This window comes from Enterovirga sp. GCM10030262, from assembly GCF_042666435.1.
Lineage (GTDB): Bacteria > Pseudomonadota > Alphaproteobacteria > Sphingomonadales > Sphingomonadaceae > Allosphingosinicella.
In genome coordinates, this window is the sequence record NZ_JBHTDC010000002.1 from 1,017,284 (window position 1) to 1,042,381 (window position 25,098).

Genomic DNA, 25,098 nt, shown 5'->3' on the forward strand with positions numbered 1-25,098 from the left:
CCACCAGCGAAGATCAGCTACCCTCGCTCCACGGGTGATAGGGGGCCTGCCTGATCCAGCGCGTCGCCAGCCATTTGGTGCCGCTGGTGACCGGGAGCCCGGCATGTTGGGTGAGCGGATCGCCTCGGCCGGCATCGTCGACATTGTGGAAGATGAGGGCGTCGCCCGCGCGGCCTGAAAATTCGACGCCGATCTTGTCGAAGCGGGTCGCGCCGCCGGCATAACCGTCGTTCAGATACACGAGCAATGTCCAGTGCCGCTGGTTGGCGACGCCGGGCAGGGCGTCGACATGGGGGCGATATTCCTGGCCGGGCGCGTAGTTCAATATGTGGAGCGGCTCGCCCCATTCGACGCGGGTGCCGGTGACGCGGGCGAGGCGGCGGTTGATCCGGCGGATGACCAGATCCTCGGTCGTAGGACCGAAGCTCATGCCGGTGGAGGTGCGCACCGGATGGGGCATCCGGCCGCCGGTGCGCGGATCGATGACGTAGGAAGGCTCGAGGCTCGGCTGCGCCATCGTCATGACGTAGCGGCATTCCTCCGGGTTCAGCAGGCCGCGTATGGCCTTGATGAGCGGCGCCTCGGACAGGGTCTCGACCGGAAGTCGCGACACTTCGGCCTCGCTCCGCATCTTGTCCTGGAAGGCGAGCTGGAGCGCGGCATAGGGATCCCGGCCCCTGATCTTGCCGAGCATCTTGACCGCCCTTTTCTCATCGGGCGCGCAGCCGGTGCCGTTGGCGAGCAGGGCGGCGCGGGTGCGGATCGCCTCGACATGACCCTTGTCCCCGGCCCGCCGCAGCAGCTCGTGCGCCTTCTTGAGGTCGCGCGGGCCGTTGAGGCCGAAAAGCCGCCAGTTGCCAAGCGCGAACTGGGCCTCGGCGTCGTTCCCGTCGGCGGCTCGCTCGACGAGGGCGACCGCTTCGGGCGTGCGGCCGGCTCGTGCCAGTTGCTGCGCCTGATCGATGATGGACATGGCCTCGGGCTACCCTTCCCGAGGCGCGGCATCAATGCCGAGCGCGAGCAAGGCGAAGGTCGCCAGCCAATGCTCGCCCATATAATCGCCGGCGACATGGGGCAGGCTGGCGTCAAGATGGGCTTCGGCGGTGGCCAGCGCCCTGGCCGCCATGTCGGGCTCCAGCGCGTCGGCGATCCCGCGCCAGCACCAGGCGCGGCTCAAATTGAAGCCGTCGAGATGGGCGATCTTGCCATCGGAGCGATCCGAGACGGTGGCGGGCGTGAACAGGCTTGCTGGCTCCCCGGCGGCTATATCGGGCAGGAATGCATCGAACCAGATGCGGAACCGAGCCGGGGCGAGCACGCGCTTCATGCACAAGGCTTCGATCATCGCCGACGACAGGAAATCGTCGCCGCCCGGTTCCCAGCCGGGGCAGCCCCGATCGGCGCCATAATATTCCGCCGCGCGCTCCCGGACCAAGGCGGCGAGCGCCGAATCATGCTCCTCCGCCCAATCGAGCGCGAGGATGAGCGCGAATGCGGTGTTGAAATGAGTGCCGGTGCGGATCGAGTAAGTGAGCTTGGGCAGGAACAGGCGGAAACGCTCGGCGAAATCGCCGGCGAGCGGAGCCAGCACGTCGCCCCATTCCCGGTCGCGGTGCCGCGCGGCTTCGCGGTGGAGGGCCAGCAGCCACGCCCAGCCATAGGGCCGCTCGAAGCCGCCCGAATAAGCGCGGAGCAGATAATCCCGTTCCTCCGCGACCTTTTCCGGAACGAGCATCTCGTCCGCCAATGTTTCGATGCGGCCGCAGACGGACAGGTCCGGGTAGAGTCGCCGCACGGTCAGCAGCAGCCAGTAACCATGGACGCAGCTGTGCCAGTCGAAGCTGCCGAAGAAGATCGGATGGAGCGCGCGCGGGCCGAGCACGTCCTCCGGCCCGTCCATCACATGATCGAGCTTGTGCGGATATTCGCGGGTGACGTGGCCGAGCGCCAGTTCAGCGAAGCGGGCGGCGGTTTCGGGCGTGAGGCTGTGTTTCATCGCCCCCTCCTACGTCAAAAGGCCAGGAAATAAATGAGGAGGAGGTTGACCGCGAGCAACGGGATGGCGGAGCCGACCTGCGCCTTGACGACCCCGTTCTGGTCCTTGAGGTCGAGCAGGACGGCGGGGACGATGTTGAAATTGGCCGCCATCGGCGTCATCAACGTGCCGCAAAAGCCCGCCAGCATGCCGATCGCGCAGACGATGGCGGGCTCGCCGCCATAATCGCCGATCAGGATCGGAATGCCGATCGCGGCCGTCATCACCGGGAATGCGGCGAAGGCGTTGCCCATGATCATGGTGAAGAGCGCCATGCCGATGGCGTAAGCAGCGACGGCGGCGAACAGGCTGCCCTCGGGAATCGCATCGCCCGCGATCCCCCCGACCACCTCGCCGACGCCAGCCAAAGCGAACACCGCGCCGAGCGCGGCGAGCATCTGCGGAAGCACCGCCGCCCAGCCGACCGAATCCATCAGCCGCCGCCCTTCCTGCAGGGGCGCGAGAAGGGGCGGACGAAGCCAGGCGAAGCAGATGGCGAGCGCGAGGAGGACGCCGAGACCCAGCGAGATCAACGTCACCTGCGCGGGGTCGATCAGGCCGCTGTCCTTGAGCAGGAACGTGCCCAGCAGGGCGGTCGCGGGAATGACCAAAGCCGGCAGGAACAGCTTGTTGCCGAGCTTTTTCGACCAGTCGATCCGCTCGCCGTCGCTGGTGGTCGGCGGGTCGCCGCGGCCCAGCGCGTGGAAACCGGCGAGCGCGACGAGGCACAGGACGAGGAGGCCGTTGCCGAAATCGCCCAAAAGGTCGCCGGCGAAGAAACTGATTGCGAGCAGGCCCCAGAAAGCGGCGTTGCCGAAGCGCTTGCCGTTGGTGCGGTCCAGCGCGCTCAGTAGCGAGAAGGCCGCGAACATGGCGCCGGCGAGCGCGTAGAGCCAGGGAAGCGTGATCATCGCCGGCCCCCTTTCCGCTTCAGTTGCCGGTCGAGGATCAAGAGGCGCGCGCCGTGGATCAGGAAGGCGGCGATGGCGGTGGGGATCGCCCAGACGGAGAGGTCGAGCGGTTCCAGGATGATGCCATATTGTTCGAGGAAGCCCTTCATCAGCAGGATCGACCCGATGGCGATGAAGATGTCCTCGCCGAAGAAGAGGCCGACATTGTCGGTGGCGGCGGAATAGGCCTTCACTTTCTCGCGCGTCGGGTCGTCGAGCCCGCCATGCTGCTGCTCGGCGGCGGCCTCGGCCATCGGCGCGACGATCGGACGGACGGTCTGGGGATGGCCGGCGACCGAGGTCAGGCCGAGCGCGGCGGTGACCTGGCGGAAGAGGAGATAGATGAGGAGAAGGCGCCCCGTCGTCGCCGTCCTGAACTTCGCGATCAGGGCGCGGGCGCGCTGCTGGAGGCCGTAGCGTTCGAGCAGGCCGATGACCGGAAGTAATATCCAGATGATGCTGACATAGCGATTCTCGTTGAAGGCGCGGCCGAAGGCGGAGACGACGGCGACGAGATCGAGCCCGGCGGCGAGGCCGGTGGCGAAGGCGGCGACGGTGACGACCAGCAACGGGTTCAAGCGCAGCAGGAAACCGATGACGACGATCAGGATGCCGGAAAGGACGAGGAGGTCGTTCATGGATTCCGGCCCTCGCCGGAATGACGGATCGGGGCGCCAAACCCTCCCCCGCCGGGTGTTTCGATCACGAACATGTCGCCCTTCTCCATATCCGCCGAAGCGGTGGCGGTGAGTTCCTCGACCGTGCCGTTGCGCCGCACCACCTGGTTGATTCCACCCTTGGCCTCGCCGCCGCCCGCCAGGCCGGCCGGCGGCACCCGCCGGCGGTTGGAGAGGATGTTGGCCCGCATCGGCTCCAGGAACCGGATGTGGCGCTCGACGCCGTCGCCGCCCTTATGCGCGCCCGCCCCGCCCGAGCCGCGGCGAATCGCGAAGCGTTCGAGGAGGACGGGGAAACGCGTCTCCAGGATTTCAGGATCGGTGAGTCGGCTGTTGGTCATGTGGGTCTGGACCGCGCTGGCGCCGTCGAAATCCGGCCCCGCCCCGGCGCCGCCGGCGATCGTCTCATAATATTGGTGGATTTCGTCGCCGAAGGTGAAGTTGTTCATCGTCCCCTGGCTCGGCGCCAGCGCGCCGCAGGCGGCGAAGAGGGCGTCGGTAATCACTTGGCTGGTCTCGACATTGCCCGCCACCACCGCCGCCGGATAGTTCGGGTTGAGCATCGACCCTTCGGGGACCAGAAGCGTGATGGGGCGAAGGCAGCCGTCATTCATCGGAATGCTGTCGTCGACCAGGGTGCGGAAGACGTAGAGCGTCGCGGCGCGGCAGATCGAATAAGGCGCGTTGAAATTGTTCGGCTGCTGATCGCTGGTGCCGGCGAAATCGATGATGGCGGAGCGCGACGCCGGATCGACCGACACCGAGACGGTCACGACCGCTCCATTGTCCATCTCATAGGCGAATGCGCCGTCCTTCAGCCCCTCGATCAGCCGCCGCACCGCCTCTTCGGCATTGGCCATGACGTGGCCCATATAGGCGTCGATCGCCTCCCGCCCATATTCGGCGGCGATGCGGCGGAGCTCGGCCGCGCCGCGCGCGCAGGCGGCGAGCTGGGCCTTCAGGTCCGAGATATTGCGATCGGGCTTGCGCGCCGGCCATTCGCCCGAGGCGAGGAGCGCGCGCATCTCCGCTTCGAGGAAGCGGTCGGCATCGACCAGGAGCTGGTTGTCAATCAATACGCCTTCGTCATGCACCGTTTTGCTGTCGGGCGGCATCGAGCCGGGCGCGATGCCGCCAATGTCGGCATGGTGGCCGCGCGCGGCGACATACCAGGCCGGATCGGCGTCGCCATCGACGAAGACCGGAACGATGACCGTGATGTCGGGCAGATGGGTGCCGCCGCGATAGGGAGCGTTCAGCGCATAGGCGTCGCCGGGCTTCATGCCGCGTCCGTCACGGGCATCGCCCCGCGCCTCGATGATGGTGCGGATGCTGTCCCCCATGGAACCCAGATGGACCGGGATATGGGGCGCGTTGGCGATCAGCGCGCCTCCGCGATCGAAGAGGGCGCAGGAGAAATCGAGCCGCTCCTTGATGTTGACCGACGAGGCCGTGTTCTGGAGCGCGACCCCCATCTCCTCGGCAATCGCCATGAACAAATTGTTGAAGATTTCCAGCATGATCGGATCGGCGCTGGTGCCGATGGCGGGCGCGGTGTCGCGCGCTTCGGCGCGGGTGAGGATGAGGTTGCCGTGCGTGTCTACCTCGGCCTGCCAGCCGGGTTCGACGATGGTGGTGGAGGACGGGTCGATGATGGTGGCAGGACCGGGGACGAGGGCGCCGGGCGGCAGGTGGTTCCTTTGCAGCACCCCACTCTCGTTCGTCCCGAGCCCTTCGGCTGCCGCCTGCGGCGGCCGCTCAGGATAAACCAAGGTCGAGGGGCGCTCGTTGTGAGTCGGGGCGATGCGCCCCTCGACTTCGCTCGGGACGAACGGAATTCTTTCGTCATTCAACGGCTTCCCGATCGCCTCGACGATCGCCGTCTCGATCACCACCGGCGTTTCCTCGGCGGTGAAGCCGAAGCGGGCGCGGTGGAGCTCCTCGAATTGCCGCCGCATCCCGGCGGGTTCGGAAACCTCCACCTCCAGCGCGCTGTCGCTGCCTTCGTAGCGGAGGGCGGCGCGGCGCTGAACCTCGATGGCCTCGGGGGCCACGCCCTGAGCGAGAAGGGCGCTCCGCCCCGCCTCCGCCAGTTCGTTCAGGAGCGGCGCCAATGCCTCCGCCTCGCCCAGCCCGCGTCCGAACGTCCGCTGCCTCAGCTCGGTCATGTCGGCGAGGCCCATGCCGTAGGCCGAGAGCACGCCCGCCAGCGGATGGATCATCACCCGCGTCATACCGAGCGCGTCCGCGACGAGGCAGGCGTGCTGGCCGCCGGCGCCGCCGAAGCAGGCGAGGGTGTAGCGGGTGACGTCGTGGCCGCGCGCGATCGATATCTGCTTGATCGCGCTCGCCATATTGTCGACGGCGATGCGGACGAATCCCTCGGCGATATCGCGGGGCGAGAGGCGCTTGCCGGTCGCCGCCTCCACCTCATCGGCCAGAGCCTCGAACTTGCTTTGGACGATCCCGGCGTCGATCGGCTGATCCCCGTCGGGGCCGAAGACGGCGGGGAAATGCTCCGGCCTGATCTTGCCAAGCATCACGTTGCAGTCGGTGATGGCGAGCGGTCCACCGCGCCGGTAGCAGGCGGGACCTGGCACGGCGCCGGCCGAATCGGGGCCGACCCGGAAACGGGCGCCGTCGAAATGGCAGATCGAGCCGCCGCCCGCCGCCACGGTGTGGATTTCGAGCATCGGAGCGCGGACGCGGACGCCGGCCACCATCTTCTCGGTGCTTCTCTCGTAAGTGCCGGCGAAGTGGGAGACGTCGGTCGAGGTGCCGCCCATGTCGAAGCCGATGATGCGGTCGAAGCCCGCTTCGGCCGCCGTCCGTGCCATGCCGACGATGCCGCCGGCGGGGCCGGAGAGGATCGCGTCCTTGCCCTGGAAAGCGGCGGCATCGGTGAGGCCCCCGCTCGATTGCATGAAGAAGAGGCGCGTATCCTCGCCCAGCGCGGCCACCACGCGGTCGACGTAGCGGCGCAGAACGGGCGACAGATAGGCATCGACCACGCTGGTGTCGCCGCGCCCGACCAGCTTGACGAGCGGGCCGACGCGGTGGCTGGCGGAAATCTGGGTGAAGCCGATGTCGCGCGCCATCCCGGCCAGCGTCGCCTCGTGCGCCGTCCAGCGCCAGCCGTGCATCAGTACGATGGCGATGGCGCGGTAGCCTTGATCGAAGGCGGCCTGAAGATCGGCCCGCGCCTTGCCCGCGTCGAGCGGACGCAGGATCTCGCCGTCTACGGTCATGCGCTCGTCGATCTCCACGGCCCTTTCGTAGAGCGGCTCGGGGAGGATGATCTGGCGGGCGAAGATGTACGGGCGGGACTGGTAGCCGATGCGGAGCGCGTCGCCGAAGCCCCGGGTGATGGCCAGCACCACCGGCTCGCCCTTGCGCTCCAGCAAAGCGTTGGTGGCGACGGTGGTGCCCATCTTGACGGCGCGGATCGGCGCGTCCCCATGCTCGGCGATCAGGGCGCGGATGCCGGCAACGGCGGCGTCGTCATATTGCTCGGGATTGTCGGAGAGCAATTTCTTCGTGACCAGCGCGCCGTCCGGCCGCCGGGCGACCACGTCCGTGAACGTGCCGCCTCGGTCGATCCAGAATTCCCAGTCGTCCGTCACCACGTCATTCCAGCGAAAGCTGGAATCTCTTTTGTTTCAACGAAGTGAGATACCAGCTTTCGCCGGGATGACGTTCTGGCGGCCATCAATTCTTGTCCTTGTGGACCTGGCCGCCCTTCATCACGAAGCCGACATTTTCCAGCACGGTCACGTCGGCAAGGGGGTTGCCGGAGACGGCGATGAGGTCGGCGGCCTTGCCGGGCTCCAGCGAGCCGATTTCGTTCGCCAGCCCGAGCAGGTCGGCGGCGTTGACGGTGGCCGCTTCGATGGCGGTAGCGGGGGTCATGCCGTGCTTCACCATCAACTCGAACTCGTCGGCGTTGCGGCCGTGCTTGGAGACGCCCGCGTCGGTGCCGAAGGCGATCTTCACGCCGGCCGGAACCGCCTCCTGAAGCGATTTGCCGGTGATGCCGATGCGCCAGTCGATCTTCTTCCTGACTTCGGGCGGATAAGCGTCGGGGTTGGCGGCGATGCGTTCGAGGTAGCCGTTCACCGTGGAAAGGGTCGGCACGTAATAAGCGCCGGTCTGCTTGAAGAGACGGATGCCTTCCGCGTCGAGCAAAGTGCCGTGCTCGATCGAATCGGCGCCGGCCTCCAGCGCCAAAGCGATGCCGTCGGCCCCGTGGGCGTGGACGGCGACATTCTTGCCGTAGAGGTGGGCGGTGTCGACGATCGCCTTCGCCTCGTCGTCGAACATCTGCGCGCCGAGGCCCAGGCCGATGCGGCTGTTGACGCCGCCGGTGGTGGCGATCTTGATGACATCGACGCCGCGGCTGATTTGGCGGCGCACCGCGCGGCGGCAGTCGTCGGCGCCGTCGCAGGTATTTTCGTGGCGATCGACGGCGGCGTGGAGCTCGTCGCGGAAGCCCAAGGTCGGGTCCATGTGGCCCGAGGTCGTCGAGATCGAGGTGCCCGCATCGACGATGCGCGGACCCACCGCCCAGCCCTTGGCGATGGCGTCGCGCAGCGCCAGGGTGACGCCGTCGGCGCTGCCGAGATTGCGGACGGTGGTGAAGCCAGCGTCCAGCGTCTTCTCCGCGTTCCAGGCGGCTTCATAGGCGCTGTCGGCGACATTGTCGGTCACCTCGGCGAGCTGGCCCTCGATGCCGGCGCGGTCGGAATCGAGATGGACGTGGCTGTCGATTAGGCCGGGGAGGACGAAGCGGTCGGCAAGGTCGATCAGGGTCGCGCCGGCGGCCGGCGGGACGAAGCCGTCCTGGACGGAGATGATGCGGCCGTCGCGGACGACGATCGTCGCATTGCCGCGCGGCGCCTGCCCCGGCCGGTCGAGCAAAGCCCCGGCGTGGATGACGATGTCGGCCCCGGAGGGCGCCTGGGCCGGAGCGGCGGTGGCGAGGGTGGCGGAAAGGAACAGGGCAAGGACAAGGCGCATCGATAACTCCCCCGAAGGCAGGCCGCGCAATAAAGAGGATTCGGGACACGAACGCCAGAGCCAGATGTTCGCGCGGTTCTGGCCCCGGGCTTCGCCGGGGGCCAGGGGATGATGAGTTTGGATTGCACCATCTCGTCATGCTGAACTTGCTTCAGCATCCATATCCGAGCCACATGACGGGTCGGTAGGTGGACCCTGAAACAAGTTCAGGGTGACGATTCAATGTCACCGCATCGCGCTCTAATATTCCTTGCGGTAGCGGATGCTGGCGCTGGTGCCGGCGAAGGAGCCGGCCTGGGAGAGCAGGCTGAGGCTCTTCGACAAGGCGATCTCGAGCTGGGTGGCGGTGAAGCCGCGAGCGTCGGTGATGACCTCCAGATAGATGTCGTCGCCGATATAGAATCCGGCCGACAAGGCGGTGCCGCGCCCGGTCGCCTCGTCGGCGCCGAGGATGCGCAGCCGGCTGAGGCCGGTCGCCGAGCGCAGCATGCCGAGCGGGTTGAGCCCGCCGCCCCCGCCGCGTAGCGAATTGAGTGACGCGGCGAGCTGGACCGCTTCGAGCGCGGACAATTCGGTGACCGATCCGCCGAACAGGAGCCGCGCCATGATCTCGTCCTGCGGCAGAGCGGGCGAGGAGCTGAAGGCGATCTGGGGGTCGGTGGCCCGGCCGCTGACATTGATGGTGACGGTGACATCCTCGACATCGCCCGAGGCAGTGATCGCGATGCGCGGATCGATGGTTTCGCCTCCGGTGAAGGTGACGTCGCCATTGGTCACCTCGAAGCGGGTGCCGGCGAAGCTGTAGGTGCCGCGAATCACCTGCGCCGTGCCGGTGACGATCGGACTGGCCGACGTGCCCTGGACGCGCAGGTCGGTCTCCCATTCCGATTCGAGGCCCATGCCGGAGACGAACACCTCATTGTCGGCGCGGACGCGCAAATCGAGATTCCAGATGCTGGGCGCCGCCGAGCGCTGGTTGACCTCGTCGGGGGCGAGGAGCGGCTCGCCGACGCGGCGGACGCCTTCCAGCTCGGCCACCTGCGCCGCGCCCTGGCGGATGATCTGGTAGCGGATCTCGGGCATTTGCAGGTCGCCGCTGATGAGGGCGGGCTGGTTCGGGCCATTGGTGATCGCGACCTCGCCGGTGACGGTCGCGCCGATGGCGTCGCTGCGCGCGAGCTGGGCGCGGTCGAAGACGAGCCGGACGTCGATCGGGAAACCGGCGTCGGCGGCGAGCCCGACGCTGCCCCGGCCGGTCACCGTTCCGCGTCCCGCGCGGCCGCTGAGCTGGGTAATCTCGAGGCGCGAACTGGTGAAGCGGCCCTGTAGCTTGAGGCCGGTGACGCGGGTGCCGTACGTTTCGTCGACCAAGGTCAGATCGTTGGCCCGAATGACGCCGGTGAATTGCGGGCGCTGGACCCGGCCGCTGAAATCGGCGGCGATCCCGATGGGGCCGGAGAGCTGCTGGTCCGCCATGCCGGTCAGCGACCAGATGACGTCGGCCGGCCCGTTATAGCGGATTCCGCCGGAGAGCGGCGAAGCGAGGAGGCGGGTGGTCCAGCTTCCGGCCGCGGGGGAAAGGGGCTGCAGGCGGGCCTGGGCGCGGCCGATGATCGCGCCGTTCCGGCGGATCACCGCGCCGGCGGAGCCGCCCTCCGGCCGCAGCTGGCCGGCGAAGGCGATATCGACCGGCTCCGAGAAGGTGGCGACGCCGGTGCGGGTGAAATCCTCGACGGTGAGGCGGGCATCGGCGCGCGGGAAAGAGGCGCCCGAGGGCTGGACGAAATCGAGGCTGCCGGTCGCCTTGCCGCCAAGGCCGAGCGCCGGCGCGAAGGCGTTGACGATCGAGAGATCGAGACCGTCCATCCGCGTCTGGACGACCAGGCCGTCGCCATAGCGGCCGGCGAGGCGGACATTGCCTTGCGGGAAGACGATCGTGGCGGGCGCGAGGCGCCAGTCGCCGCCGACCTTGCGTATGTCGGCCGGTCGCGCGAAGCGGAAGTCGATGCGGTTGATCGTCCCCTGGGCCGCCGCGCGGATGTGGTCCGGCGCCAGCGCCACGTTGGTGGCAACGCGCCAGGGCACGCCGCTCCGTCCGTTGGCGACGAGCTGCGCCTGGCCACGGCCGCCGCGAACATTGATCTTCGCCCGCGCCGCTTCGATCGCCATTTCACCGCGCCTGACACCGGCGAGCTGGACATCGCCGACGATCGAGGGTGCGCCCGGATAGAGGATCGCCGTCGCCTGGACGAGGCCGCGCTGGACGAGGATCGGTGGCTCGCCAGGGATGAGGGCGCCATTGGCGCGGGCGGAGATGTCGGCGCGCTGATACTGGCCGGCGGCGGCGAGGCGGACGACGCCGTCGAGGCCGGAACCGCTGAGGGTCAAGGTGCCCGCGAAGGGTCCCGCCGCGGTCTGCACCACCCGGCCGGCAAGGTTGATGCCGGCGATGGTGAGGCGATGGATGTCGATGGTCAGCGGCCCGGACCCGGAGAGTATCGTGATGTCGGCCGAGAAGGGCCCGTATTCGGATTCGCCCGTCGCCGCGATCCTGTAGCCGTTCGCCGTCGCGCGTATTTCCGCCTCGACATTAAAAAGGCCGATGCCGAAGCCGGGGCTGGCGGCGCGGAGGCGGATATTGGGCTGGGCGACGGTGCCGCTGACCACGACCGCGAGGGGGCCGTAAGCGGTGGAGATTCCGGCGAGGCGGAAGTCGATCGCGCCGTTCGGGCTATAAGTGCCACTGCCGGAGGTGATGCGAAGCCCCGGCGAGGAAAGGCGGATGTCGCTGAGCCGGACCACCCCGTCCTCGTTCATGTCGATGGCGGCGGTGACGATGGCGTTTCCGCCGAGGAAATCGCGGGCCGACGCATTGTCGATGCGGCGGGTGCGGATGGCGACGCGGCCATTGATGCCGAAGCCGTCGCCCCGGCTTACGACGTCGAGATCGCTGTCGATGTCGAGAAGGCCGATGCCGCGAACGAGATAATTGTTCACCCGGCCCTGCAACCCGGCGCGATATTCGCCCTGGGCGAGATCCGCGACAATGATCGCGGTGGCGTCGATCCTGTCCGACCGGATGCGCAGATCGTCGGAGAGGATGCGCGAGCCGGCGATGTTGAGCGTGCCGTCGATCCGCACATCGGTGAGCAGCCCGCCCACCGCCTCGTTGAGGCCGGTGATCCGCTGAATAGTCGCGGAGACGGGGATGGTGATGCGGTCGGTGTCGATCCTGGCCCGGCCACGGGCGCGGAGGCCCTCGACCACCGTTTCGCCGAAGCCCAGCGTCCCCGCGCGAAGATCATAGGCGACCACCGGCGTCGCGAACGGCCCGTTCAGCACCATCGCGAGCTGGACGTCGCGGCCGTTGAGATTGGGGGCGATGGCGCCCGGCTGAAGCAGGCGGGCGGCGACGCGGACGCCCTCGAACCGGCTCTCGCCGAGGTCGACCATCCCTCCGGCCGCGACGGCGAGGGCCGACGATGTGAGACGAAGGCGGGTGTCGGCGCGGCGCTCCTGAAGCGTGGTGACGAGATTGACCTGGACGAGCGGCGCGACGAGGCGCTGGTGCGGTCCTTCCTCGAACATCAGGCCGGGCCGCAGCGGGCCGTCGACGGTGAAGGTGCCGTCGCGGCCGACGACGGAGAGGTTGGCCAGCCCCTGCCCGGCCAGCGTCGCCTGCGCCCGGCCGCTCCAGTTCGCCCAGCTCCCGCGCCCGCTGACGGCGGCGGCGAGCGGCTGGCCCAGCCCCGTCAGCCCGGCGACGAAGCCGTCGCCCGGCGCCTGGAGCCGCGCCTCCAGATCGAAGCGGTCGGCTTCGGGCACTGCGTCCAGCCGCAAGACGAGGCGGTCTCCGCCGGCCATGCCCGGCGCGGTCAGCGCTTCGGCGTCGGCGGAGACCTGCGCGCGGCCGTCGGCGATCTTCGCCATGCCCGACAAGGTGAGCAGATGCCGTCGCCCGGTGACCGCGGGCTCGATGAGCAGGCGCCCCACCTGAAGCCGGCCGATGTCGATATCGAGATCGGGCAGCAGCGGCGCGTTTGGATCGCCCGGCTCCAGCTCCGGCAGCCGCGCGAGCCGTGCCTGGGGCAATGTCAGCGACCGGATGTCGACATGATTGCGGAGGTAAGCGAACGGGCGCCAGTCGAGTTCGGCGACCGGCGCCGTGAAGAAGGTGCCGCGCCGGTCGCCCAAGGTCAGGTCGTGGAGGACAAGCTTGCCGTAGAGCGAGCCCTCGATCCGGCCGATGCCGATCTCCAGGCCGGACGCCATTTCAAGGTTGTTGATCTGGCGGACGACATAGCGTCGGCCCGGATCGGTGTTAAGGCCGACATAGAGCAAGGCGAGCAGCGCCAGCAGGCCGGCGAGGACGATCCCCGCCCATTTCGCGCCCGTGCGCCACGGGGAGCGGCGGGCGGGAGGCTCGGCATCGTCCAGGACCGCCTCCTCCGCCATCAGAAGGCCTGACCGATGGAGATGTAGAGCGAGATGCGCGATTCGCCGGGCTGGCGGTTGATGGGTGTTGCGACATCCACCCGGAGCGGGCCGAAATTGGTGTAGAGGCGGCCGCCCACGCCAATGCCGTAGCGCAGGTCGGAAAGGCGCGGGGTCTGGCTCTCATAGACCTGGCCGGCGTCGATGAAGGCGACGGCGCCGTAATTGCCGAAACGATAGCGCCCTTCCAGCGCGAATTCGGTGAGGCTGCGGCCGCCGATCGGATTGTTCTCCGAGTCCTTGGGTCCGAGCTCCTGATAGCCGAAGCCGCGCACCGACCCGCCGCCGCCGGCGTAAAGCCGCCTCGACGGCGCGAGATTGGACCGCTCGATGCCGTAGATCGAGCCGAAGCGGGCGCGGCCGGCGATCACCAGATCCTCGCTCACCGGATAATAAGCGCTGCCGTCGATGAGGTTGCGGATATAGGGATTGGCGCCGTCCTTGAGCGAGACTTCGGGATTGGCGCGGGCCAGCAGGCGGAAGCCGCTGGTCGGGTTCAGCAGGGAATCGCTGGTGTCGTAGCCGATCTGGCCGACGAGGCCACCGATGAAATAGGTGTCGCTCGGCTGGTTGAAATCCCGCCGCCGGAAGCGGCTCTCGTTGGTCGCGATCAGCTCGGCGCCATAGGCCCAGGTCCAGCGCTTGTGCCAGATCGGCGTCGATTCGCGCGCGATCCGGCCGGAGAGCAAGGCGGTATAGCCTTCATAGGCCGGATAATCGCGCCGCCCCGCCTCCAGCGTGAGCAGCAAGGTCCGGTCGCGCTTGCCGGCGTTGGAGCGACGGAAGGTGACGCCGAGCGACTGCTCCTTGGTGCCCGCGACGGCGGCGACGCGCAGCGAACCCTCGGGCGGGAACAGGTTGCGATGTTCCCACGCCCCTTCGAGGCGGAAACCCTGGCCGGTGCTGAATCCGCCGGTGGCGGTGAGCGAGCGCGGCGGCCCGGCATCCTGACGGACGAGGATGTCGACATATTCGGTGCCGTCGGGCGCGGTCTCGCCGGTCCGCACCGGCTCGGCCGAGACGCTGCTGAACAGGTTGGTCGCGACCATCGCCTCGCGCAGGTCGTCGACCTTGCGGCTGTCGTAGAGCGCGCCGCGCTCGAAGCGGGCTAGGACGCCGACATGGCTTGCGTCGAAGGCGAGGTCGCCCGTTGTCCGATACCCGCCGAAGCGGACGCGCGGGCCGGGCTCGACGGGCAAGGTGTAGTCGCCAAGGCCGGTCGCCGGATCGAGCAGCACGTCGCGCGGGCCGATCTCGACGAAGGGATAGCCCTGCTCCGGCAGCCGGAGCATCAAGTTGGCCTCCGCGCCCTCGACGATGGCGGCGACGATCGGATCGCCGCTTTTCAGCGGAAGCTCGGAGCGGGGGAGCCCAGGCGGGACCGTCTCCGGCCCGGGAAGGGCGATTTCGCCGAAATCGTAGCGCTGGCCGGGCGCGGCGGTGAGGACGACCCGCAATCGCCCCGGCTGCTCGGGCACCTGCTCGATCGCCGCCACAGCGGTGCCATCATAATAGCCTTCCGAGCGGAGCAGGCGGATGGCGAGCGCCTCGTCCTCGCGCGCCCGGGCCGCGATCATCGCGCCGTTCGCGGCTTCCCCGTCGGCTTGCTCCAGCGCCGAAAGGTCGCGGAAACGCCCGGCGAGGCCGACTTCGTCCAGCCCCTCGACGGTGAGGCTGTAGCGAACCGGGGCCAGTTCGGTCGCGTCGCCATCGTCGGTCGCTTCGGGCGTCGTGACATCGAAGGTCGAAAGCGGCGGCAGCGGCTGAGCCAGAGCGGGATCGGGGAGCGCCGCGTCGGGCACCGGCTCGGCCGGGACGGGCACGGCCGGGCCTTCGAAATCGCCGATCGGCTGGAGCGGCTCGCCAAGCGCCGGATCGAGCGGCGGCAAGCGGGATTCGAATGCTTCGTCCGATATGACCGGCTCGTCGGCCACAGGCTGCGCGTGGGCGACGCCGCCCAGCGTCAGCGTCCCCCCCGCAACGATCGCGATCAAAAGTCCATTATTATCCAAGAAGCCTCGCCCCCGTTTGGGGAACGAAACGAAAGAGAAGCGAAAAAGTGCCGCGCCGGAAATCCTTAGCGGCTTTGGGCGGGACCGCCGGCGGACTGCGCCGCGGTCTGGCTCTCGGCTCCGGCCTCAGGGATGACCGGCGAGGCGCCATCGCCGATGATCGCGAAGCCCGACCAGTAATAAGGATGGGACGTCGCCGCATCGTCCATCAGCGCCGCCTGCGCGGTTCGCAGGGCCGTCGCCGTCGAGGTGCCCGGCGGGGCCGTGAACAGCCCGGAAATCAGCCGGTTGGTGGCATCATAATCGTCCGGCACCGGCCAGTGGCTGGCGACGACCGAACGGCCGCCGGCGCCGACAAAGGCGCGCACTAGGCCGTCCAGGGCATAATCGCCGCCGGTGCCGAGGCCGGCCTCGCGGGTCGCCGCGACCGACGCCTTGCCGGCGGTGTCGCAGGCCGAGAGGATGACGAGATCGGCGTCGATCCGAAGGTCGTAGATCTCGCGAAAGGTGAGCAGGCCATCCGATTCGCCGCCGCCGAAGCTGGTCATCAAAGCCGGTCGGGCCGGGCATTCGGGCCGGGGCGCCGTCACCAGGCCGTGGGTCGCGAAATGCATGATCCGATATTGCGCCAGATCCTCGCGATTCTTGATCGACGTGTCGGTGAAGGCCTCGCCGGTGACGATCGCCGGTTCACCGCGATTCAGGAACCGGCTTGCGGTGCGCAATTCCTCGGACGAGATCGGCTTGCCCCAGGCCGTCATCGGCCAGGCGCAGCCCGCCATATCGTCGGTCAGGCCACGAAAGGCGCTCTCGGCGCCGGCGATGCCGGGGGGCGGCGCATTCTCGCCGAAGCCGATATAGCCGTTGGCCGCGTCCGACCGCCCGACCTGCCGCACGTCGCGGAAGGAGCGGGCGGAGACGGCGGTGCTGACGTCGCGGTCCCGGCCCAGCCATTGCACGCCGGTGAAATCGAAACCGTCATCTTCGGGCCGGCTCGCCCGGGACAGATAGGCGTCGACCCCCGATTGCTCGGTCACGAGCAGGTTGACCGGAAGCCGAAGCATCGCCCCGTCGGGCTCGAAGATCAGATGGTCGACGGCCGCCAGCTCGGCCTCGACCGGCCGGAAGAGTTCGCCGAACAGCTTGTGCGACGTCGCCACGTCGAACGGATAGGTGACGAGCTGGCCGTTCTCCACCGTCGAGATCGTATCGCGGAGCGCGTCGACCTGGGTTTCGAGCGCATGCGGGGTCGCGCCGATGCGGAAGGCGCGCGCCGTCGACGGCGTCACGAACACGGCGTAGGCGGCGTCCCCGACCACGGTCATCTTGTAATAAGCCTCGCCGTCGCGGAGCACTTGCCGCAACTCGTCGAGGCCCATCGCGCCGCCGGACAGGACCCGGTAGCGCGGGAATGCGGCGAGCTTGGCCTGTGTGGCGACCTGGTCCCGCTCCATCTGGGCGAGCTGGAGACGCAATTCGGCGAGGCGGACATTGTCCGCGGTGCCGGGATCGGTGAGCGCGCCCAGGCGAGAGGCCTCGACCCGCGTCCGCTCGATGTCGCGGGTCAGGGTGACCGACTGGCGGAACAGGCGCGACGCTTCGTCGCTGCCGCCGCTCAGCTCGCGGGCGAGCACCGCCTGGGTCTGGGCGACGCCGGGCCGGACCATCAGCTGGCTGGCCTTGAACATGTCGGCCACCGCTTCGGGCCGCGACGCCTGGTCGGCGAGGAGCGCGAAATAGGGCGCCAGGGTGCGCTTGAGCGCCGGCGAGCTGTCGCCGCCTTGGGCGGCGGCGTCGACGATCTGCCGGTAGAGCGCCATCGCCTGATCCGACTGGCCGGTGCGGGCGTAATAGGCGGCGAGCCGGGCCTGCGCGCTGAGCGCCGCGGCGGAGCCGGGATAATAAGCGCCGACCAAAGCCACCGCTTCCTGATGCCGCCGCTCGGCGCCGGCGCGGTCGCCCTGCTCTTCGGCGATGTCGGCGAGGCCGCCGAGCAGCTGGCCGCGCATCCACACGGTCGACGTCACCCGGCCGCCGCGGACCGCGCCAAGCTGCGCGAGCGCGGCGTCGTAAGCGACGGCGGCTTCCTGGGGCCGGCCCTCGAGGCGCAGGATGGCGCCGCGAAGCTGCTTGGCCTGCCCCTCCAATATCTCGACTTTCTCTTCGGGCTGGAGCGAGGAGCCGGCGGAGCTCAGCTGGCGGGACACCGGCGATTCGGCGTTGAGCCGTGCCGCGGTGTCGGCGTCGATGACGAGGTCGGCTATCTCCGCTCCGGCGAGGGCGGCGACCTGGGGCAGCGGCCGGTCGAGCTCGGCCAGCGCGGCTTCCGGGCGCTGCTGGTTGAGAAGATGCATGGCGCGGTAGTTGCGCAACATGCGGGCGACGACGGGATCGCCGGAAGCCTGCGTTTCGGCCTGGGCGAACAGCCGGTTCGCCTGGCTGTAATCGCCGAGATTCGATTGCTGCAGCGCCTGGTTGACCAGCGCTTCGGCCTGACCGGGGCCGTCGCCGAGCAGGGAGCCGAAGAATTCGGCGGCTTCGGCATAGCTGCCGCTATTGTTGCGGCGATAGGCTTCGGCCAGCGCGAGCTCGGGATCGAGGGTGCCGGCCTGGACCCGGGCGAAGGCGGCGGGATCGCCGGCGGCGGTGGTGGCGATCGAGACCTCGCCGTCGACGGGGGCGTCGGCGACGACGGTGCGAAGGCCGAGGCGCAGCGCCGAATCATAGCCGGCGAGGCCCTCCGCCACGTAGAGCGTGTCCCCCTCGCGCCATTCATAGACGCGGTAAGGGACGTCGAGCTCCTTCATGCGGCAGGTCGCGGCCGAGACCGTTCCCAACCCATCGATCTCCTCGCCGGCGGGCGCGCCGCATTCCGCTTGCTCGGCGCGGAGCGCGGCCAGCCTTCCGGCCGGGTCGCCGCCGCGCTCGCGAAGGGCGTAGAGACGGCCGACGGGGACCGCGGCGTCGCGGCAGACGATCGAATAAGCGCGGTCGAACATGTCGCTCAGCGCTTTGTCGCGGCTGCTCGTCTGGGCCGAGCACAGGACGCCCGAACCCGAGCCGATGCGGAACGTGTCGCGCAAGCTGATCGACTGGGCGGGAGCCATCGACGCGAAGGAGAGCGACGCCGCCGCGAGCGCGGCCGCGATCAGGGGACTCGTCCGGATGCTCATCATTCTTCCTCGTCCTCATCGTCGTCGTCGTCGTCGTCGTCCTCGTCCTCGTCGGTCCACATCGTGCTGTCGCCGCCGCTGGCCACCGGCTCCTCGATCAGCGCCTCGGCCTGGAGCGAATTGGTGTCGACGAGCCCGACGAAGCCCGAGCCGAACCCGCCCGGCCCGTCGTCGCCGCCCTCGTCGCTTCCCGTCACGCCGCCCGTTCCCTCGAGAGGTCCGAGCACCACTTCCGAGCCCGATACCGGCGGCGGCACCTCCTCGGGCGGAGGAGGAGGAGGCGGGGGCGGGGGTGGGGGTGGCGGCGGCGGCGGTGGTGGCGGCGGCGGCGGAGGCGGAGGCGGAGGCGGCGTGGTTCCCGCCAGGATGTTGACCCCGTTGAATTCCGAATCCTCGGAGAAGAAGTTGGTCTCGCCGTCGGTCAGGAACTGCACCTCGTCAAAGAAGGCATCGCCGGTGACATTGGCGCCGTCCGGATTCTCGCGGCGGCCGAAGCCGATGACGGTCACCGTCTCTCCGCTGAAAGGGGCGACCAGCAGCCCGCTCTCGCCGACGGTGACGCCGCCCAGATCGGTGGCCGTGCCGGTATTCTGCACGAACAGGGTGTCGCTGGCGAACAGCGCGATGCCGCCGGCCTGGACATATCCTGCCGGATTGTTGGGCCCGCTATTGGCCAGCAGGGCCTCGTCGCGGCCGACGAAATTCGGGTCGGCGGCGAGCCGCCCCGCCAGCGACAGGTCGGTGACCACGATATTGTCCGAGACCAGCTCGAGGAAGCCGGAAAGCTCGCCGTGCTCGTTCCGCATCTCGATGCTGCCGGTGGGGGTGATGACTTCCAGCCGGTCGTTGCTGCCGATGAAGAGGACGTCGCCGGCATCGGCGCCGACGACCTGCACGGCGCCGTCGACCCGAACCGTGCCGTCGCTGAACAGCGACACGAAGGACACGCCCCCGGCCTCGGAACCCTGGATGACGAGATCGCGGACCAGCACCTCGGGTTCGTCGCCGATAGTGTTGCCGGCGACGGTCACGGTCACGCCATTGCCCTCGATGCGCGAGGCTTCCGCCTGGGTCAGGGTATAGCCAGGCCCTTCGGTATTGCCGCCGATCACCGTCTGCAAACCATCCGAATTCGCGAAGAGATGCACCGTCGAAACGCCCTCGATGCCGACGGTCGCGCCGTTGCGTATGTCGATGTCCGAGGACAGGACGAAGATGCTGGGCGCGAGCAATTCGCCGAGAAGGACGGCATTCTCCGCCGAGACGGCCGCCGAGGAGCCGGCTTCCACATTGCCGATCACCGCGTCGCCCTCGGTCGAGATCGAAACGATGCCGACGGCCCCGATCAGCGAATCGGCGGTCGATTGGAATCCGCCGGCCCCGTCCAAGGCGATGTCCGTGCCGCCGAGCGTTGTCCCGCCCGCCGGGCGCTGGCTGTGGCGGACCGAGATCGTGCCGTCGGCCACCGCGACGATTCGGTCCGCCGTGATGCTCCCCGATCCGGCCGCCGCGAATTCGATGTCGGCCGATGTCCCGATGTCGAGCGAGTTCGCGATCTGAATCGTGCTCGCATTCGCCCGAAGATAGGCCGGCCCGGCCTCTTCACTCACCGGAATGCCATTCTCGTCGAGGAAGGTGAAAATGCGGGGCACCGCCCCTTCAACCCTCATATCGACCGTATCGAAACGGGCGGAGCTCCCGTCCCGCGCTTCGATCCCGGTCTCGCCGAACCGGGCCGGGCCGACCGTCGCCCCTCCGCCGCCGAACCCGCGCGCTTCGAGGCTCAAAGTGGTGACGTCCGCCTGGCCGGGATCGCTCCCCTCGGAGCGGCTGGTGATCAGCGCCGCCGATCTACCGCCGCCGCCGGCGCCCCCCCGTCCGCCGCCGCCATCGCCGCCTCGGCCGTTGGCGACGAGCGTGGCGCTGTTCGCGGAAACCGACCCGCCGCGCGCGACCAGGACCGAATCGCCGCCGAGCCCGACGCCGCCGTCCCCTCCGCTGGAGCCGGCACCGCCCGATCCGCCGAATCCGGATGAATCGACGACGATATCGGTGAAGGCCGCGGTGCCGGCGGCCGTCGCCGAGCTTGGCGCCCCGGTGGTGGTCCCGACATTGGCGCTTCCGCCGATGGCGTCTCCGCCGGCGCCCCCGGCGCTCCCATCGATGCCGTCCCCGCCGTCACCGCCACGAGCGATGACGTCGACATTCGTCGACCCCAGTTCGAGATTGCCGTTGATCGCCTGGGCGAGCACGCGAACGTCGCCTCCATCGGCGGTGCCTCCGGCGGCGCCCATGCCATTCCCCGTCGTCCCGCCCGCGCCGCCTATCGCGGTGGCGTCCAGGTCGACGCTTGCGATGTCGACGAGCGACGGCGCGGAGCCGTCGAAAGCGGTGATGGCGGTCAGGCCGCCGGTGGCGTCGCCGCCGGCGCCCGCGTTGCCGCTGCCGCCGATCCCGGCCGAACTCGCGTCCAGGAGGTTGCCGCTGATCGTCCCCCCGTTTCGTGCAGCCACCAGCGCGCCGCCATTGGGATCCTCCTCGGTGCCGGTATTGATGCCTCCGCGGCCATTGCCGCCGATCACGCCTCCGCCTCCGGCCCCGGTCGCGGTGACGAATCCGTTCTCGAAGCCAAGCTCGCCGCCGTTGGCCCTGACGATTGCAAGGCCGCCTGTCCCGTCGCCTCCGACGCCCGCGCTGCCCGAGCCGGTGCCGCCATTGCCGTTCGCGGACGCCGTCAACGTTCCGGCGATGGTCAGTTGTCCGCCGTTCGACCGTATCCGGGCCGCGCCGCCGACGCCCGATCCGCCCGATCCGCTGCCGCTCACCGAACCGCCGGCTCCGTCGGCGCTTACCATGCTGCTGCCGGCGCTCAGCGAACCGTCGTCCGACACGGTGAGCGAGGCGTCGCCACCGGTTCCCGCGCCGCCGTCGCCGCCGCCGAACGTGGTGCCGCCGAGGCCGAGAGCCGTGGCGTCGATGCTGCCGGAAATGTCGATCGCGCCCCCCTGCGCGACGATGGTCGCCGTGCCGCCTTGCCCGGTGCCGCTTGCCCCACTGCCCGACTGGTTGATGCCGGCAAGGCCGATCGCCCGCAGCGAAGCATTTCCCCCCACGGCGATGCTTCCGCCGCTCGTGGCCGAGAGCAAGGCCTCGCCGCCGGTTCCGGAGGGTCCGCCTTGTCCCTGGGTCGTCCCGCCGGCGTTTCCGCCCGCGTCTATCGTCAGGTCGCCGTCCACGTTCAGCGTTCCGCCCACGACGGTGACCCGCGCCGTACCGCCGGTCGCCGCCTCCGCCAGACCGCCCCTCGTGCTGGCATCGACGGTCGCATCGCCGGCTATCGTGACGGTCGAACCGGCATTCGCGAAGAGCTGGGCGTCGCCGCCGACGCCACTTTCAAAACCCGAGAAGCCGTCGCCTTTGCCATTGCCGACGACAGCATCGCCCGCGACCGTGAGGTTCAGGCCGTTGGCGGCCCCCAGGCTGGCGCCTTCGCTGCCCAGGAGAGTGACGTTTCCGGCGAAGGTGAGATCGCCGGTCTGGGACGCCGCCAGCGCGAGGCCGCGCGCCCGCGCCGAGACATCCGACGTGAAATCGCCGCCGACGATGTTGATGTCCGCGCCGGCGGCGGGGCCGGGACCGCCGACGAACGCGCCGCCGAAGACATTGTGGCCCGCCGACAGGATGATCGCGCCATTCTCGATCGACACATTGGTCGCGGCGTCGAAGCCGACATTGCCCTCCAGCAGGACGGTGATCGCCTGATTCTTGGGCATGGCGACCATGTAGATATTGTGGTGGTCGCCCAAAGCGCCGCTCGCCGGACCGCCGGTCGATCCGCGGTGGCGGATGGCGTCGGCTACCTCGCTGCCCGTCTGCACATTGATGTCGAACAGGCCGTCGTTTATCACGAGGTCGACCGCCTCGGCCGCTATATAGGCCGCCGAGCCATTCACCCGGACATCTCCTTGCTGGACGATGCCGGGCGCGATCATGCCGATATAGCTGCCTTCCGCGAGGGCTTGGATCCGCGCGCCCGGCTGAACCTGGATGGCCGACGACGCGCTGCCGAGCTCGGCGTCGAGCCGCAGCGAAATCTCGCCGCCCGTGCCGAAGAAATTGCCGCTGCCGTCGCGCACCGGGTCGAGCGTGGTAAGGAGCAGGCTGCCGACGTCGAAGACGGCGTTCGACCCGATGAGGATGCCGCCCGGACTGTAGAAGGCGACACCTCCCCCAGGGCCGGTCACGTTGCCGGCCGCGTCCTGAAGCTGGCTGATGACGGTGCCGTTGAACGCCACGACCCGGCCCGGATCGGTCGGCAGGATCCGGTTGAGGATGACGAAGGTCGGCAGACCCGGCTCATTCTGGAATATCGCTGTATTGCCGTTGGGCAGGAAATTCACCGGGCCGGAGCCAGAGGCGTCGAACGGGTCCCAGTTGACCACCGCGGTCGGCGTTCCCACGGTGATGACGTCGGTATTGGGCGTGCCGCTGTCGAAGGTGACCTGGCCCGAATCGACCGTCGGCGTCCCCTGGAATCCCTGGGCCACGGCCTCGTCGCCGGATCCGGCGAGACCCAATGCGGCGCCCACGGCACAGGAAAGAAGGAGGCTCCTCCGAACCGAGCCGAGCCCGGTGGTCGAGGACGGTGCGTGCGATATGAGCTTAGCCGTCATCATGACCTCCATGGCCAAAGCTTGGTGGTGAACGAGACGAGAAGCCGCGGGTCCGGCCGTTCGGTCATCAGCATTCCGGCGCGGTCGAGCGGCACGGCGAGCACCACGTCGAGCTGCGCACGGTCGCCGTACAGGGCGCGGATGCCGCCGCCGACCGAGGTCAGTTGCTGCCGCACGTCACGCGCGTTGAGCCGGTCCTCGTTCCACACCCAGCCGGCATCGAAGAAGACATAGGGCTGGACGGAAAAGCGGTTGAGCGCTTTGGGAATGATGCTGCCGAAGCGAAGCTCGGCCTGGAATCCCAGTCCATTGTCGCCGAGCAGGGTGCCGGGATCATAGCCGCGCCCGACCGTATAATTGCCGAGCGAATATTCCTCGAAGCTCAGCAGCGGATCGGCGGAGGCCTGGCCGCGCATGCCCAAAGCGAAAGCGATGTTCGGCACGGGCCGGTACTCGCCATAGGTGCTGAACCGGAAGACGGTGCCGGTCGGGTCGCCCTCCGGCCGGCTGAGCCGCGACTCGCCAGGGGTGTTGCAGCGCCTGAAGGCGGGTCCGCAATCCTCGCTCGCACCCAATATGCCAAGCCCTTGGCGAAGCTCGACGCTGCCGACGAACCGCCAGCGCGGCTCCGCCGCCGAATAGCCGCCCAGGCGGCCGATACTGTCGGCGTCGGCGGCGTCGATGTCCGCGCGCAGGTAGGCGACCCGCAATTTGTCGCGGTTGAGCTCGATCGCCTTGTTGAGAGTGACGCGCTGGTTGATGAGATCGAGACCGCCGGCTCCGCGCAAAGTGAAAGACTGGGTTCGGACGAATGGATAGGAGGCTTCCACCGTCGCCAGCAGCGTCCTCGCCTTGACGTCGAGCAAAGGGTTGCCGAGAGCCGGATCGGCCCAGGCATAAGTGAACTGGCCCGAGAGCGTCAGGCCTTCGCTGCCGACCCGGAAATCATGGCCCAGTTGCAGCGTCTGCTGCTCGTCGAAGTCGGCGGTGCTGAAGAATGCGATCGTGGTGCGGTCGCCAAGCCCCGTCAGCCCGTAAAATTCGCCGCGCAGCAAGCCGCCCCAGCGGCCCAGGTCGCGCGACCCGAAATTCTGGATGTTGAGGTCGATCTGTCCCGGGGCGCGGATGACCGCGACCTCGCCGATCACCTCGCCCCGGCCGGCCTGGGCGGACCGAAGCGACAGACGCACGTCATAACCGGGCAAGTCGCCGGCGAGGAGAAGATAGCGCTCGGCGTCGAAGCGGTTGAACACCTCCTGCCCGGTCAGCCGCTCCAGATAGCCGGCGATGACCCGCTCGGCGCGGCCGGCATCGCCCCTGACCCTGATGCCGACCAGCCTGGCCATCAGCACCTGGAAGCGGACCGTGCCGTCGGCGATGCGCTGCTCCGGGATTTCGACGGCGGCGATGTAGCCGGCGTCGCGCAGGATGGTTGCCGCCCGGTCCCTTATCTCGCAGACCACCGCGACGGGCTGCGTGGTCCCGACATAATCGGCATAAGCGGGCCGCAGCAGCTCGGGCGAAACCGCCTGCAATTCATCGAAGACGACCGCGGTGACGGTGAACGCCACATCCCGATAAGCGGGGTCGGCGAGCGCGCAGGGGGCGCGCTCGATGCCGCCCTCCACCGTCAATCGCGGCGGCGTCTGGATGGGGGGCTGGAGTGGCGCCCGCTCGACCTCCTCGCGGGTCGGCGCGATCTGGCCGGTCGGGACCTGCTGCGCCCAGGCCGCCGTCGGACCCATCGCGGCGAGGGCCGCGCAAAAGCCGATCGACCTGGAAAAACGCGCGATCCCGCCCCGTGCCGCGCGGCCGGACACGCCCCCGCCCATCCGAAGTCCCGCTCCACCGGAAACCTCAGGACCAGGCGTCAGGTCGCCACCCATTTCTTTGCCCATGTCCACCCTGCCAAGAGCTCCCCCACCCGCCGTCAACTGACGTCGATGACGAGACTCGGCACCATAACCCCTTTCGGCAGGATGGCAAAAGAGGATTTAAGGTTTTGATCTGATTTGGGAACACGCATGTCTTGCGGGCGCGCTGGCGGCATTGGGCCTGATCTTCACCG

General features: G+C 68.8%; 11 protein-coding genes. All 11 read right to left on the reverse strand.

Features of this window, described 5'->3' with window-relative positions; all coding sequences use genetic code 11:
* Positions 1-13: 13 nt before the first annotated feature.
* Complete coding sequence (locus tag ACFQRC_RS14230) at positions 14-973, reverse strand: 2OG-Fe(II) oxygenase (protein ID WP_379962381.1); 960 nt, start codon at positions 971-973, stop codon at positions 14-16.
* A gap of 9 nt (positions 974-982) precedes the next feature.
* Positions 983-1,996 (reverse strand): DUF2891 domain-containing protein, encoded by a 1,014-nt coding sequence (locus tag ACFQRC_RS14235; RefSeq protein ID WP_379962383.1) that lies wholly within the window; start codon positions 1,994-1,996, stop codon positions 983-985.
* A gap of 14 nt (positions 1,997-2,010) precedes the next feature.
* Positions 2,011-2,946 (reverse strand): DUF979 domain-containing protein, encoded by a 936-nt coding sequence (locus tag ACFQRC_RS14240; RefSeq protein WP_379962384.1) that lies wholly within the window; start codon positions 2,944-2,946, stop codon positions 2,011-2,013.
* Entirely contained in the window at positions 2,943-3,623 is a 681-nt protein-coding gene (locus tag ACFQRC_RS14245; protein ID WP_379962385.1) for a DUF969 domain-containing protein, read from the reverse strand. Before ACFQRC_RS14245 ends, ACFQRC_RS14240 begins: the two co-directional genes overlap by 4 nt.
* Complete coding sequence (locus ACFQRC_RS14250) at positions 3,620-7,285, reverse strand: hydantoinase B/oxoprolinase family protein (protein WP_379962386.1); 3,666 nt, start codon at positions 7,283-7,285, stop codon at positions 3,620-3,622. Before ACFQRC_RS14250 ends, ACFQRC_RS14245 begins: the two co-directional genes overlap by 4 nt.
* A gap of 85 nt (positions 7,286-7,370) precedes the next feature.
* Positions 7,371-8,678, reverse strand: coding sequence for an amidohydrolase family protein (locus ACFQRC_RS14255; RefSeq protein WP_379962387.1), 1,308 nt, complete (start codon positions 8,676-8,678; stop codon positions 7,371-7,373).
* A gap of 240 nt (positions 8,679-8,918) precedes the next feature.
* Positions 8,919-13,133: a translocation/assembly module TamB domain-containing protein gene (locus tag ACFQRC_RS14260; protein ID WP_379962389.1), complete on the reverse strand. Its 4,215-nt coding sequence runs from the start codon at positions 13,131-13,133 to the stop codon at positions 8,919-8,921.
* Positions 13,133-15,166, reverse strand: coding sequence for a BamA/TamA family outer membrane protein (locus ACFQRC_RS14265; RefSeq protein WP_379962390.1), 2,034 nt, complete (start codon positions 15,164-15,166; stop codon positions 13,133-13,135). Before ACFQRC_RS14265 ends, ACFQRC_RS14260 begins: the two co-directional genes overlap by 1 nt.
* Before the next feature lie 83 nt (positions 15,167-15,249).
* A complete protein-coding gene (locus tag ACFQRC_RS14270; RefSeq protein WP_379962391.1) occupies positions 15,250-18,357 on the reverse strand; it encodes a CHAT domain-containing protein in 3,108 nt (1,035 codons plus the stop codon).
* Positions 18,357-23,030: a beta strand repeat-containing protein gene (locus ACFQRC_RS14275; protein WP_379962392.1), complete on the reverse strand. Its 4,674-nt coding sequence runs from the start codon at positions 23,028-23,030 to the stop codon at positions 18,357-18,359. The genes ACFQRC_RS14270 and ACFQRC_RS14275 overlap by 1 nt, the downstream gene beginning before the upstream one ends.
* Positions 23,030-24,862 (reverse strand): ShlB/FhaC/HecB family hemolysin secretion/activation protein, encoded by a 1,833-nt coding sequence (locus ACFQRC_RS14280; RefSeq protein WP_379962393.1) that lies wholly within the window; start codon positions 24,860-24,862, stop codon positions 23,030-23,032. The genes ACFQRC_RS14275 and ACFQRC_RS14280 overlap by 1 nt, the downstream gene beginning before the upstream one ends.
* Between the last annotated feature and the right edge of the window lie 236 nt (positions 24,863-25,098).